This window comes from Pseudomonas cedrina subsp. cedrina, from assembly GCF_001983175.1.
In the GTDB taxonomy this organism is placed as follows: Bacteria; Pseudomonadota; Gammaproteobacteria; order Pseudomonadales; family Pseudomonadaceae; genus Aquipseudomonas; species Aquipseudomonas cedrina.
Genome location: NZ_MNPW01000001.1, coordinates 576,896 through 589,876, shown reverse-complemented (window position 1 = coordinate 589,876; position 12,981 = coordinate 576,896). Strand labels below are relative to the sequence as shown.

10 protein-coding genes are annotated in these 12,981 nt (G+C 61.2%); 8 read left to right on the top strand and 2 right to left on the bottom strand.

Annotated features, from left to right (window positions below; all coding sequences use genetic code 11):
• Window positions 1-128 precede the first annotated feature (128 nt).
• Window positions 129-2,630: a LuxR C-terminal-related transcriptional regulator gene (locus BLL36_RS02790; protein ID WP_076949928.1), complete on the top strand. Its 2,502-nt coding sequence runs from the start codon at window positions 129-131 to the stop codon at window positions 2,628-2,630.
• Here BLL36_RS02790 and BLL36_RS02785 read toward each other — a convergent pair.
• Entirely contained in the window at window positions 2,627-3,502 is an 876-nt protein-coding gene (locus BLL36_RS02785; protein WP_076949996.1) for a helix-turn-helix domain-containing protein, read from the bottom strand. The two genes, BLL36_RS02790 and BLL36_RS02785, sit on opposite strands and share 4 nt — an antisense overlap.
• 136 nt (window positions 3,503-3,638) lie before the next feature.
• On the opposite strand from BLL36_RS02785, the gene BLL36_RS02780 reads away from it, so the two are divergent.
• Window positions 3,639-4,541, top strand: coding sequence for a DMT family transporter (locus tag BLL36_RS02780; RefSeq protein WP_076949927.1), 903 nt, complete (start codon window positions 3,639-3,641; stop codon window positions 4,539-4,541).
• Window positions 4,542-4,652: 111 nt separating this feature from the next.
• Here the strand turns inward: BLL36_RS02780 and norR are convergent, their stop codons facing one another.
• Complete coding sequence (gene norR, locus BLL36_RS02775; RefSeq protein WP_076949926.1) at window positions 4,653-6,197, bottom strand: nitric oxide reductase transcriptional regulator NorR; 1,545 nt, start codon at window positions 6,195-6,197, stop codon at window positions 4,653-4,655.
• 147 nt (window positions 6,198-6,344) lie between these two features.
• On the opposite strand from norR, the gene hmpA reads away from it, so the two are divergent.
• The 6 genes from hmpA to cyoD all read left to right on the top strand — a co-directional run bounded on the left by hmpA (window position 6,345) and on the right by cyoD (window position 12,971).
• Window positions 6,345-7,526, top strand: coding sequence for an NO-inducible flavohemoprotein (gene hmpA / locus BLL36_RS02770; protein ID WP_076949925.1), 1,182 nt, complete (start codon window positions 6,345-6,347; stop codon window positions 7,524-7,526).
• A gap of 215 nt (window positions 7,527-7,741) precedes the next feature.
• Complete coding sequence (locus BLL36_RS02765; protein WP_076949924.1) at window positions 7,742-8,248, top strand: disulfide bond formation protein B; 507 nt, start codon at window positions 7,742-7,744, stop codon at window positions 8,246-8,248.
• Window positions 8,249-9,042: 794 nt separating this feature from the next.
• Window positions 9,043-9,984 carry a ubiquinol oxidase subunit II gene (gene cyoA, locus BLL36_RS02755; protein ID WP_057724001.1) on the top strand — a complete coding sequence of 314 codons (942 nt, stop codon included), beginning with the start codon at window positions 9,043-9,045 and terminating at the stop codon, window positions 9,982-9,984.
• A 3-nt stretch (window positions 9,985-9,987) separates the two neighbouring features.
• Window positions 9,988-12,006 (top strand): cytochrome o ubiquinol oxidase subunit I, encoded by a 2,019-nt coding sequence (gene cyoB / locus BLL36_RS02750; RefSeq protein ID WP_076949923.1) that lies wholly within the window; start codon window positions 9,988-9,990, stop codon window positions 12,004-12,006.
• A 3-nt stretch (window positions 12,007-12,009) separates the two neighbouring features.
• Window positions 12,010-12,636 (top strand): cytochrome o ubiquinol oxidase subunit III, encoded by a 627-nt coding sequence (locus tag BLL36_RS02745; RefSeq protein WP_076949922.1) that lies wholly within the window; start codon window positions 12,010-12,012, stop codon window positions 12,634-12,636.
• Complete coding sequence (gene cyoD / locus BLL36_RS02740; protein ID WP_003194051.1) at window positions 12,636-12,971, top strand: cytochrome o ubiquinol oxidase subunit IV; 336 nt, start codon at window positions 12,636-12,638, stop codon at window positions 12,969-12,971. Before BLL36_RS02745 ends, cyoD begins: the two co-directional genes overlap by 1 nt.
• Window positions 12,972-12,981 lie beyond the last annotated feature (10 nt).

The following is a 12,981-nucleotide window of genomic DNA, read 5'->3' as shown; positions in this document are numbered from 1 at the left end:
AGCCAGCTCCCACAGTGGGTTTTGTGCATGTCTTTCAATCATTGTGCTGAATCTTTCTTCAACAAACGCCAACCACAGGGCTAGGGTAGCGGTCAGGTTGCATAACAATAAGAACGCAGGATGCAGCAATGACCGCCATGACACGCTGCCTGGACCGTCCTGGATTCATGCCTCGGCTGTCCGCCCACCATCTGCTGCGCCCGCGCTTGGCCGAGCCGTTGCTGGCGGCGCCGGTGCGGGTCAAGTTGCTGTGCGCACCTGGCGGCAGCGGCAAGAGTGCGTTGCTGGCCGAGTGCGCATTGCAGGCGCCGGCGGGCTGCCAAGTCTTCTGGCTGCCGCTCAATGGCGCTGCCCTGGGCCCGAGCGACTTTTGCCGGCGCCTGGCGCAGAACCTCGGTCTGCCGTTCACCGATGAAGCGACGCTGCTGCTGGACCTGGCTCGCTGGCAGGCCCCGGCATGGTTGTTCATTGATGACTTCTGCCGTTTACCCACCGCCGAAACCGATGCATTGCTCGACCGTTTGCTGACCGCCGGCAGTCCGGCCTTGACCTGGTGGCTCGGCGCACGGCGCCGGCCCCTGTGCAATTGGCCCCGGTTGCTGCTCGACGACGAACTGCTGGAGTGTGGCGCCGACCTGGCGTTCAGCCCTGCCGAGATCCAGCAACTGCTCATTCATTCCCCGGGACAATCCGTCGACAGCGTCATGCAGTTCAGTGCCGGCTGGTGCGCCGGTGCGCGTATCGCCTTGCTGGGGGAAGGTCACCCGCAAAAGACCTTGCTCGATTATTTGCAACACGAGCTGTTCAACACCTTGGCGCCCGAACTGGCCGAAGCCTGGCGCGTGCTGGCGCATCTGCCGCGTTTCAATCCGGGGTTATGCGAGCACCTGTTCGGCGCAGGCGACGGTGGCCAATACCTGCGCGAGCTACAGGCTCTCGGCGCGTTTATCCAGTCTTGGGAAGACACCGACTGGCTGCAGGTTTTCCCTCCGCTTGCGCAGTTGCTGCGCGATGAACCCTGGCCGGCCAAGCGCTCCTGGCACCGGCGCGCGTGCCAATGGTTCACCGCCGAACAGGACTGGCAGGCGGCGTTTGAACAGGCGCTGCTGGCCGAAGAATACGAAGTGGCGGTCAGCCTGTTACAGCACTTCAGTTTCGAAGACCTGTTCCGCCAGCAGAACGCCGTACTGCTGCTGCGCCTGCATGAAGAGCATGGCGATGAATTGATGCTCGGTTCGGCGCAACTGGTGGGGCTGGTGACGGCGGCGCTGCTGTTTGCCGGGCGTTTCGAGCAGGCCGCGCAGTGTATCGATCAGCTTGCGCGGTTCGCGCCGCAACCGACGGCGGCGCAACAACGGCACTTGCTCGCGCGGTGGCAGGCGCAGTGGGGTTGGCTGCTGCATCTGGACGGCGATGCCGAGCGTTCGCGCGAACATTTCATCGAAGCGCTGCAAGCTTTGCCCGACAGCGCCTGGACGTCGCGGTTGATGTGCTTGTCGGGGCTGACTCAACAAGCCCTGCTGCGCGGTGAACTGGACGTGGCCCAGACCCTCAACCGCGAGGCGTTGTGCCTGGCCCGCGCCCATGGCTCGTTGCTGCTCGAAGCCTTGCTTGAGTTGGACCACGCGCAATTGCTGGAGCAGCGCGGTGCTCCCTATCGCGCCCAGAGCCTGCTGGAAAACGTGCAGGCGATGTTGCTCAAACAGCAACTCACGGCCGGGCCATTGGGGGGGCGTATCGCGCTGCGGCGCGGGCATCTGGCGTTGCGCCAAGGGCACGACAGCCTGGCCGCCGAGTGCTTCGAGGCCGGCTTGAAGATCTGCCTGCACAGCCAGGACAAGCGTGTGCTCTACGGGTTTCTCGGCCTGGCCCTGTTGGCCGCCAACCGTGGCGACTATGCCCAGGCGTTTGTGCAACTGCGCGAGGCCGAACGGCTGATGCAGCAACGCCAGGTGCCCGACACGGTATACCGCGCGGTGTTGCTGCTGGTCAGCGGACACTTCTGGTTGCAGCAGGGCCGCGCCGAATTGACCGCGCAAGCGATGCGCCGCGTCCTTCGCCATTTTCGCGGGCCCCAAGCCAAGCAAGCGCCGCCGGCCACCCTGGAACTGATCCCGCGCCTGGAATACCTGCTGGTGCTGGCGGAAGTGAAATTGGGCTGTGCCGATCAGCCGCTGGCGCGGCTCAACGCCCTGCTGCAAACCACGCGTCAACGCGGCATGCTCTGCCTGGAAACCGAACTGCACCTGGTGGTGGGCGAAGTCGCCTGGCACGTCGGCGACCCTGTCCTGGCGCGCCGCTCGCTGCAAACCGGGCTGGAGCTGGCGGCGCGTTGCCAGGTGCAGCAGGCGATCCGCGAACTGCGGCTGCGTTCACCGGCGCTGTTGAGCGAGCTGGGCATGGAACCGGCGGTGTCGACTTCGGGCGTACTGGACAATCCCCTCAGCCAGCGCGAGTTGGAAGTGCTGCAGTTAATCGCCCTGGGCAACTCCAACCTGGAAATTGCCGATCGCCTGTTCATCTCTTTGCACACCGTCAAGACTCATGCGCGGCGCATCCACAGCAAGTTAGGGGTGGAACGGCGTACGCAAGCGGTGGCCAAGGCGAAAAACCTGGGGTTGATGACCTAGGCGCAGAACGCCTGGCGGTACTCGCCGGGCGTGGCGCCCATGGCCTGGCGAAAGCGGTGGGTGAAGTGGCTGGCGCTGGAAAACCCGCACATCAAGGCAATCTCCCCCAAGGCCAGCGTGCCACCGCGTAGCAGGGCCTGCGCACGGGCCAGCCGTCGCGCCAGCAGGTATTGATGGGGCGGCAGGCCGAAGCTCTGGCGGAACATCCGCGCGAAATGGTATTCCGACAGCGCACACAGTCCGGCCAGTTGGCCCAGGCTGATCGGTTCCTCCAGATGCTGCTCGACATACTCCACCAACAATCGCCGTTGATACGCCGCCAACCCGCCCTTCAGGCGCAGCCCGTCGCGGGCGCCCACCTGACTGAGCAGGGTGTGGCTGAGCAGTTCATGGGCCAGGCTGCTGGTCAGCAAGCGCTCGGCGGGTTCGTGCCAGTTCAGCGCGATCAACTGATGAAAGCGCCGCGCCTGGCTGGGGTCTTCCAGAAAGGTGCTCTCGCGCAGTTGCAGCGTGCGCGGTTCGCGGTCCAGGAGGGTGACGCAGCCCAGGGCAAACTGCTGCGGGCTGAAATACACGTGGGCCAGGCGGATCTCGCCGTTGATCACCCAGGCCGACTGGTGCTCGGCGGGCAGGATGCACAGTTTGTCGGGCCCGCCCTTGGTGCCCGGCCGGTCGCGCCGAAAGGTGCCGGTGCCGCCGCCGATGTAGCAGGACAAGGTGTGATGGCTGGGTGCCTGGTAATCCTGTGCGTCGTGGTGGTTGCTCCACAAAGCCGCGGATACGCCGTCACCGAGCTCGGCGCAGGCTTCCAGGCGTGCGTTGGGCGAGCGGTTAAGCGCTTGGAAAACGTGCAGCGATTGCAGATCAGGCATGTTCATCTCTCCGACGCCTTGCATGCTACTCCCCGCGGTGGGCGCTGTGATCCCGTCGCCGGACAAAAGCGCAAGAATGTGCAAGAGCGCAACAGGGCTCAGGCGCGACACTGTGGCTCAATCGATGGAGCCCGCTATGAACCTTTCCCTGTATTTACTCACCGTGCTGATCTGGGGCACCACCTGGATCGCCCTCAAATGGCAACTGGGCGTGGTGGCGATTCCTGTGTCGATCGTGTATCGCTTCGGTCTGGCGGCGCTGGTGCTGTTTGTGTTGTTGCTGCTCAGCCGCAAGTTGCAGCTGATGAACCGACGCGGGCACCTGATCTGCGTGGCCCAGGGGCTGTGCCTGTTTTGCGTGAACTTCATGTGCTTTCTCACGGCCAGCCAGTGGATCCCCAGCGGTCTGGTGGCGGTGGTGTTTTCCACCGCCACGCTGTGGAACGCACTGAACGCCCGCGTGTTTTTCGGCCAGCGCGTGGCGCGCAATGTATTGATGGGTGGCGGGCTCGGCTTGATGGGCTTGGGCTTGCTGTTCTGGCCGGAACTGGTGGGGCACGCCGCTAGCCCGCAGACCCTGCTCGGACTGGGTTTGGCCTTGTTGGGGACGATGTGTTTCTCGGCGGGCAATATGCTGTCGAGCTTGCAGCAAAAGGCGGGCCTCAGGCCTCTGACCACCAATGCGTGGGGCATGGCCTATGGCGCCTTGATGCTGGCAACCTACTGCGCGGTGCGTGGGATCCCGTTCGAGATGGACTGGAGCGCGCGGTATGTCGGCGCGCTGGGGTACCTGGTGATCCCGGGGTCGGTGATCGGGTTTACGGCTTACCTGACGCTGGTAGGGCGAATGGGGCCGGAGCGGGCTGCGTATTGCACGGTGCTGTTTCCGGTGGTGGCGTTGAATGTGTCGGCGTTTGTCGAGGGCTATCAGTGGACGGCGCCGGCGTTGATGGGGTTGGTATTGGTGATGGTGGGGAATGTGTTGGTGTTTCGAAAGCCGAAGACTGAGAGCCCAACCTTCAGGGCGAAACCGGTCTGAAAATGTGGGAGCTGGCTTGCCTGCGATGGCGGTTTATCAGCCAACCCACCTTTAACTGACCCACCGTCATCGCAGGCAAGCCAGCTCCCACATTGGACCGAGTTGTTTGGGTTATTTGAGGCCAAGGCGCTTGGCCATGCGGCCGAGGTTGGCGCGGTCCAGGCCCAGTTCGCGGGCGGCGCTGGCCCAGTTGTGCTGGTGGCGTTCCAGGCAGGCGTTGATCACGTGGCGTTGATAGTGCTCGGTGGCCTGGCGCAGGTCGCCGCTGACAATCGGCACAACCTCAGTCTGCTCTTCGACCAACGGCGCGCTGACGTCGGGCAGGTCCAGGTCCTGGGCGCTCAGGCTGAGAATCTTCGGACGCTCGCGACAGTTGCCCAGGGCTTTAAGCGCGCTGCGTCCGATCAAATGTTCCAACTCGCGCACATTGCCGGGCCAGTTATAGGCCAGCAGCGCCGCCTGGGCATCGCTGGTCAGGCGCAGGCTGCCCAGGCCCATGCGCGAGCGGTTCTGTTCAAGGAAGAAACCGGCCAGCAGCAACACATCGCGCCCGCGTTCGCGCAGCGCCGGGACTTGCAGCGGGTACACGCTCAGGCGGTGGTAGAAGTCGGCGCGGTAGCGACCCTGGCGGACCTCGCCGGCCAGGTCGCGGTTGGTGGCGGCGATCAGGCGCACATCCACCTGGTGCTCCTTGTCCGACCCCAGGCGCTGCAACTGGCCGCTTTGCAACACCCGCAGCAGCTTGGCTTGTACCGTCAGCGACAGCTCGCCGACTTCATCCAGGAACAACGTGCCGCCATTGGCCAGTTCGAACTTGCCGCGGCGCTCGTTCAATGCGCCGGTGAAGGCGCCGCGCACATGGCCGAACAGCTCGCTTTCCACCAAGGTTTCCGGCAGGGCGGCGCAGTTGAGGCTGATCAGTGGTTTGTCCGCGCGGGTGGAGGCGGCGTGAATGGCCTGGGCCACCAGTTCCTTGCCCACGCCGGTTTCGCCAGTGATCAGTACAGTCAGGTCGCTGCCGCCCACCAGCTTGATTTCCTCGACCAGGCGCTTGTGCGTCTTGCTCTGGCCAATCATTTCCTTGTGCTGCTGGCCGCTGGCCTGGCGGTAGATCTCGGCGCGCTGGTGCTCGTCTTCGGCGCGCAACGCCAGGCGCTCGATGCGTTCGGCGACGTTGACGGTAGCAGCGGCGAGGCTGGCGAAGGCTTGCAGGGCGTCCAGCTCCACGCGTTCGAAGCGCTCGGGGTCGAGCGCGTCCAGGGTCAGCAGGCCCCAGGGCTGGTCGTCGACGAACAGCGGGCAACCCATGCAGTCGTGCACTTGCAGGTGCCCGTGCAGCCCGTCGACCAGGCCGTCGTAGGGGTCTGGCAACTCGCTGTCACTGTCAAAACGCGTGGGGCCGGGGCTGCTCAGCAGTACGGCAAAACGCGGGTGCTCGCTGACCCTGAAGCGTCGACCGAGGGTGTCGGCACTCAAGCCATCCACGGCCAGTGGCACCAGCCATTCGCCGTCCAGCCGCAACAGCGCGGCGGCGTCGCAAGGGAGCAGGGTGCGCATGGCTTGCAGCAGGCGACGGTAACGCTCGCCTTCGGGCAGTTCGCGGGACAGGTCGGCGACCAATGGCAGCAGGGTGGTGAGCAGCGGTTGCGCAGTCATAATGACTCCTCGTAGTCCTTATGACTATAAGATGTAGGAAGTCATACTGACTACTTATACTTTAACGCATTGAAATTTAAGGATTTATAAGTTGGCACGAATACTGACTACACCAGGGTAATCAGTGAAGAAGCCCAGGAGGCTCCCATGCTAAGTGCCCAAGACCGTGCCATCGTCAAATCCACCGTGCCCCTGCTGGAAAGCGGCGGTGAAGCGCTGATCACCCATTTCTACCGCATGATGCTGTCCGAGTACCCCGAGGTTCGCCCGCTGTTCAACCAGGCCCACCAGGCCAGCGGCGACCAGCCGCGTGCCTTGGCCAACGGCGTGTTGATGTACGCGCGGCATATCGACCAGTTGGATCAACTGGGCGACCTGGTGGCCAAGATCATCAACAAGCATGTGGCCCTGCAGATCCTGCCGGAGCATTACCCGATCGTCGGGGCCTGCCTGCTGCGCGCTATTTCCGAAGTGCTGGGCAGCGAGATCGCGACCCCCGAGGTGATGACGGCCTGGGGCAATGCCTATGGGCAACTGGCGGACATCCTGATCGGCGCCGAAGCCGCTATCTATGAAGAGAAAGCCCAGGCCCCGGGCGGCTGGCGCGGTGCGCGGGGGTTCACCATGGTCAAACGTGTGGAGGAGAGCGCCGAGATTACCTCGTTCTATTTTGCGCCGGCCGACAGCGGGGCGATCCTTGCCGCAGCGCCAGGCCAATACATCGGCATGAAGCTGGTGCTCGACGGCGAAGAAGTGCGCCGCAACTATTCGCTGTCGGCATTGAGCGATGCGGGCCAGTACCGCATCAGCGTCAAGCGCGAGGCCGGCGGGCGGGTCTCCAACTACTTGCATGATCAGCTGCAGGTCGGTGCCACGATTGACCTGTTCCCGCCGTCGGGCGAGTTCACCCTGGCGCCCGGCGACAAACCGCTGGTGCTGATCAGCGGCGGCGTGGGCATAACGCCCACTTTGCCGATGCTCGAAGCCGCACTCGCCACCCAGCGCCCGGTGCACTTTATCCACTGCGCGCGTAACGGCGCAGTGCATGCGTTCCGCGACTGGGTGGATGCGCTGGCGGCCCAGCATCCGCAGCTCAAGCGCTTCTACTGCTATGCCGAAGATGACGGCGTGAGCCCGGCGGCGGATAAAGTCGGCCTGCTGAGCCAGGAACAACTGGCCGCCTGGTTGCCCGAGCAACGCGACATCGATGCTTACTTCCTGGGGCCTAAAGGCTTCATGGCGGCGGTCAAGCGCCACCTCAAGGCGCTGGGCGTGCCGGAGAAGCAGAGTCGCTATGAATTCTTCGGCCCGGCGGCGGCGCTGGAGTAGAGTTTCAGCCCGAATACCGAGTCGGCATCATCGCGGGCAAGCCCGGCTCCCACATTGGATTGCGGTCTAAGGTGGGAGCCGGGCTTGCCCGCGATGGCGTCCGCCCGGCCACCCCATTTTTCCTCGATTAATCCGCTGTTAACCCCCCTCTGTTTAAACCACTCCCTGTGTGTAAACTTGCGGCCATTGGCACAACCAAACAAAGGGAACCGGAGATGAGTGACGAATTGCGATTAGGCAGGGAGCGGCGCTTTCTAGTGTTGCTGGGCATCATCTGCCTGGCGCTGATCGGCGGTGCGCTGTACATGCAGGTGGTGCTGGGCGAGGCGCCGTGCCCGCTGTGCATCCTGCAACGCTACGCCTTGCTGTTGATCGCGGTCTTCGCGTTCATCGGCGCGGGCATGCGCACCAAAGGCGCCCTCACGTTTTTTGAAGGGCTGGTGATACTCAGCGCCCTCGGCGGTGTGGCGGCAGCCGGTCACCATGTGTACACCCAGTTTTTCCCGCAGGTCAGCTGCGGGGTCGATGTGCTGCAACCTATCGTCGACGACTTGCCCCTGGCCAAGGTGTTTCCCTTGGGCTTCCAGGTCGATGGCTTCTGCAGCACCCCCTACCCACCCGTGCTGGGCCTGTCACTGGCACAGTGGGCGCTCGTGGCGTTCGTGCTGACCGTGATCCTGGTGCCCCTGGGCATCTATCGAAATCGCCAGCGCAACGCCTGACGCTGATTCGCGCAAACGCCCCGGTCTTTCTTGAAGGAAGGCCGGGGCGTTTTTGCTTGCAGGAATTTGTGAACAGAACGTGACGCCGGGCAATTTCGGGTGCGCGCAGTGTGCGACATGTTGTCACACGGAAGCTGCCGCAGGACATTTCCGAGCGCCCGGCCAGGCCCTTGGATTTGCATAAAACGGCCAAGGTGTGCTGTCACTTTATAGTCCTTTCGACCTCTCGAATCTCGCGCCGCGCCAGGGATTTCGTGATGTCCGAATGCCTTGATTTATGGGGGCTTGCATCGGTTTGGCAGGCCCTTACGCTGGGTAAGGGGTGCGACGTCTTGCCCTATAACACGGCAATTTTTGTGGTTTTTGTTGAGAATCGAACGCGATAAGATCGCGAACCTTTGCAATATTGGTGAAGGATTATTGCTGTAATCGATAAAAATTATTTCTTTATCAGACATGGTTTATACATCGCCAGCTAACTACAATCGCCCGCACTGAATGTCCGGTGCCGTTCAATCTTTGAGCACTGGAGCGGTCGAGGGGCAGATGGATGGCTCTGTGCGACCCCAAGGTTCCGGCAGCCTTCCAACTATCCGCACCAAATGGAATTGGTCTGTAACAAGGCCTTTAACCACGAAATCGAATAAGAACTCACCGCAGGTCCGTGAAACGTTCCTTTATGACGTGATGGGCAGGCTCTTATTCAATCGAAGAGAAATGCCAACCCTTGGCAGGGTGAAGTGTTGGCGATCAAAACCCAACTGCATTGCGCAAGCTGCTTTAGAGGTCGTGAGATGAGTAAAAACAGGTACCCCCGATTACTAGGCTTTTTGCCGCTGCTTGGCATGATGTTAATGCTGGGAGGCTGCAAGTGGACCTTGCTCGACCCAAAAGGACAGGTCGGCCTGGATGAACGAAACCTGATCATCACCGCCACCCTGCTGATGCTGCTGGTCGTGGTGCCTGTGATCATCATGACGTTCGCCTTCGCCTGGAAATACCGCGCGTCGAACACCAGCGCCACCTACGCGCCGAAGTGGTCGCACTCCACCAAGATCGAAATCGCGGTGTGGCTGGTCCCGATCCTCATCATCATTGCCCTGGGTTATGTGACCTACAAGTCCACCCACGCACTGGACCCGTACCGTCCGCTGGAATCCGACGTCAAGCCGATCAACATCGAAGTGGTCGCGCTGGACTGGAAGTGGCTGTTCATCTACCCGGACCTGGGTATCGCCACTGTGAACCAGATCCGGTTCCCGGAGCACACCCCGCTGAACTTCAAGATCACCTCCGACGCTGTGATGAACTCGTTCTTCATCCCGGCCCTGGGCGGTCAGATCTACGCGATGGCAGGCATGCAGACCAAGCTGCACCTGATCGCCAACCAGAAAGCTGAAATGGAAGGCATCTCCGCCAACTACAGCGGCGCTGGCTTCACCGGCATGAAATTCAAAGCGATCTCGACGAGCCAGGAAGACTTCAACGCCTGGGTAGCCGAAGTCAAGGCCGCACCTAAACAGCTTGATCAAGCTGAATACGACGCCCTGACCAAACCAAGCCAGAACAACCCTGTCGCGCTGTACTCCGCGTTTGAGCCGAACCTGTTTCAGAAAATCGTCGACAAGTACGAAGGTATGAAGCCAGGCAAGCCGGTCAAGCACGAGAAGAAAGAAGTGGCCGCGGTTGAAGGTTCTGACACGGGCGCGCATTCAACTGCTGGGGCAGAGGAGTAAACGATGTTTGGTAAATTAAGTTGGGATGCGGTCCCGTTCCACGAGCCGATTGTGATGATTACCATCGCCATGATCGCGCTGGGTGGTCTGGCACTGTTTGCAGGTATCACCTACTTCAAGAAGTGGACCTACCTGTGGACCGAGTGGCTGACTTCGGTCGACCACAAGAAAATCGGCGTGATGTACATCATCGTTGCCATGGTTATGCTGCTGCGTGGTTTTGCCGACGCCATCATGATGCGTACCCAGTTGGCCATGGCCACCGAGGGCTCGCCTGGCTACCTGCCACCTGAACACTATGACCAGATCTTCACCGCCCACGGTGTGATCATGATCATTTTCATGGCGATGCCTTTCTTTACCGGCCTGATGAACCTTGCGGTGCCGTTGCAGATCGGTGCCCGTGACGTTGCCTACCCGTTCCTGAACTCCCTGAGCTTCTGGCTGCTGGTGTCCGGCGTGGTGCTGATCAACGTGTCCCTGGGCGTCGGCGAATTCGCCAAGACCGGTTGGGTTGCGTATCCGCCACTGTCGGGCCTGCAATACAGCCCTGGCGTGGGTGTGGACTACTACATCTGGGCGCTGCAGTTATCAGGACTCGGGACGACGCTGACGGGGGTCAACTTCCTGGCCACCGTGCTGAAAATGCGCGCCCCTGGCATGAAACTGATGGACATGCCGATCTTCACCTGGACCTGCACCTGGGCAAACGTCCTGATCGTGGCTTCGTTCCCGATCCTGGCCGCTACCATGGCGCTGCTGTCGCTTGACCGTTACCTGGATTTCCACATTTTCACCAATGAACTTGGTGGCAATCCAATGATGTACGTGAACCTGTTCTGGGCATGGGGTCACCCTGAGGTGTACATCCTGATCCTGCCGGCGTTCGGTATCTTCTCCGAAGTGATCTCGACCTTTACCGGCAAGCGCCTGTTCGGTCACCACTCGATGGTCTACGCCTCGGGCGCGATCTCCGTACTGGGCTTCATGGTGTGGCTGCACCACTTCTTCACCATGGGTTCGGGGGCCAGCGTCAACGCCTTCTTCGGCCTGGCGACGATGCTGATTTCCATCCCGACGGGGGTCAAGCTATTCAACTGGCTGTTCACCATCTACCACGGTCGTCTGCGCATGACCAGCCAGGTCCTGTGGACCCTGGGCTTCATGGTGACATTTGCCATCGGCGGCATGACTGGCGTACTGCTGGCCATCCCGGGTGCTGACTTCGTACTGCACAACAGCCTGTTCGTGATCGCTCACTTCCACAACGTGATCATCGGTGGCGCGGTATTCGGTTACATCGCTGGTTTCAGCTTCTACTTCCCGAAAGCGTTCGGCTTCAAGCTGCACGAAGGTTGGGGCAAGGCTGCATTCTGGTTCTGGATCTCGGGCTTCTTCGTCGCGTTCATGCCGCTCTATGCACTGGGCTTCATGGGCATGACCCGTCGTCTGAACGCTACCACCAACCCTGAGTGGGTGCCGTACCTGTACGTCGCCATGTTCGGTGCGGTGATGATCGCTGTGGGCATCGCCTGCCAGTTGATCCAGCTGTATGTCAGCGTGCGTGATCGCAAGCAGAACATGTGCGAATCGGGCGATCCATGGAATGGCCACACCCTGGAATGGTCGACCTCCTCGCCACCGCCGTTCTACAACTTCGCCGTGATCCCGACTGCGAACACCATCGATGCGTTCACCGAAGCCAAGGAAGACGGTACTGCGTACCAGCAACCCAAGCACTACGAACCGATCCACATGCCAAGCAACACCGCCACTGGCGTGGTGATGGGTGCGTTGTTGACCGTGTTCGGTTTCGCGATGATCTGGCACATCTGGTGGCTGGCAATCGTGAGCCTGGTGGGCACCATCGGCTACTTCATTGTCCACGCAGCACGTGATGATCAAGGCTACATGGTGCCGGTCGAAACGATCGAGCGCATCGAAGCCGAGCAGCACGCTCGCCTGGTCGCCGAGAAGAAAATCCCGGCCAACCGTGTAGAAACCTCGTTGGAACAGGCTTAAACCATGTCGAACTTAGTGACCAATGCTGGACACGCCCATGTCGATGACCATGGGCACGATGACCATCACCACGACTCGGGGCCAATGACCGTCTTCGGTTTCTGGCTCTACCTGATGACCGACTGCATCCTGTTTGCGTCGATCTTCGCGGTGTACGCGGTACTGGTAAACAACGTAGCGGGTGGCCCATCGGGCCACGACATCTTCGAACTGCCTTACGTGCTCGGCGAAACCGCCTTGCTGTTGTTCAGTTCGATCACCTACGGCTTCGCCATGTTGGCCTTCTACAAGGGCAACAAAAAAGGCGTGCTGAGCTGGCTGGGCCTGACCTTCCTGTTCGGCCTGGGCTTCATCGGCATGGAGATCAACGAGTTCCACCTGCTGATCTCCGAAGGCTACGGCCCGCACCGCAGCGGTTTCCTGTCGGCGTTCTTCACGCTGGTGGGCACCCACGGTCTGCACGTAACCGCAGGTTTGTTGTGGATGGCGGTGATGATCTACCAGGTCAATAAACACGGCCTGACCAACACCAACAAGACCCGCCTGAGCTGCCTGAGCCTGTTCTGGCACTTCCTGGACGTGGTCTGGATCTGCGTATTCACCGTCGTTTACTTGATGGGGACTCTGTAATGGCTAATGCACACTCCCATGACAGCCACGATTCAAGCCACGGCAGCGTAAAGTCTTACGCCATCGGCTTCATCCTGTCGGTCATCCTGACCCTGATCCCGTTCGGCCTGGTGATGTACCCAACCCTGCCGAAATCGATCACCTTGATGATCGTGTTGGCGTTCGCGGTGATTCAGGTCCTGGTTCACCTGGTGTACTTCCTGCACCTGGATCGTTCCAAAGAACAGCGCGAGAACGTGATTGCGTTCGTGTTCGCAGGCCTGGTGATCGTTCTGCTGGTTGGTCTGTCGCTGTGGATCATGTTCAGCATCCACACCTACATGATGGCGAAGTGAGGTAAAACCC

What these genes read in the sequence shown, in the direction of transcription:
- BLL36_RS02790 (WP_076949928.1), top strand. Translation starts at nt 129, where the DNA reads ATGACCGCCATGACACGCTGCCTGGACCGTCCTGGATTCATGCCTCGG.
- BLL36_RS02785 (WP_076949996.1), bottom strand. Translation starts at nt 3,502, where the DNA reads ATGCCTGATCTGCAATCGCTGCACGTTTTCCAAGCGCTTAACCGCTCG.
- BLL36_RS02780 (WP_076949927.1), top strand. Translation starts at nt 3,639, where the DNA reads ATGAACCTTTCCCTGTATTTACTCACCGTGCTGATCTGGGGCACCACC.
- norR (WP_076949926.1), bottom strand. Translation starts at nt 6,197, where the DNA reads ATGACTGCGCAACCGCTGCTCACCACCCTGCTGCCATTGGTCGCCGAC.
- hmpA (WP_076949925.1), top strand. Translation starts at nt 6,345, where the DNA reads ATGCTAAGTGCCCAAGACCGTGCCATCGTCAAATCCACCGTGCCCCTG.
- BLL36_RS02765 (WP_076949924.1), top strand. Translation starts at nt 7,742, where the DNA reads ATGAGTGACGAATTGCGATTAGGCAGGGAGCGGCGCTTTCTAGTGTTG.
- cyoA (WP_057724001.1), top strand. Translation starts at nt 9,043, where the DNA reads ATGAGTAAAAACAGGTACCCCCGATTACTAGGCTTTTTGCCGCTGCTT.
- cyoB (WP_076949923.1), top strand. Translation starts at nt 9,988, where the DNA reads ATGTTTGGTAAATTAAGTTGGGATGCGGTCCCGTTCCACGAGCCGATT.
- BLL36_RS02745 (WP_076949922.1), top strand. Translation starts at nt 12,010, where the DNA reads ATGTCGAACTTAGTGACCAATGCTGGACACGCCCATGTCGATGACCAT.
- cyoD (WP_003194051.1), top strand. Translation starts at nt 12,636, where the DNA reads ATGGCTAATGCACACTCCCATGACAGCCACGATTCAAGCCACGGCAGC.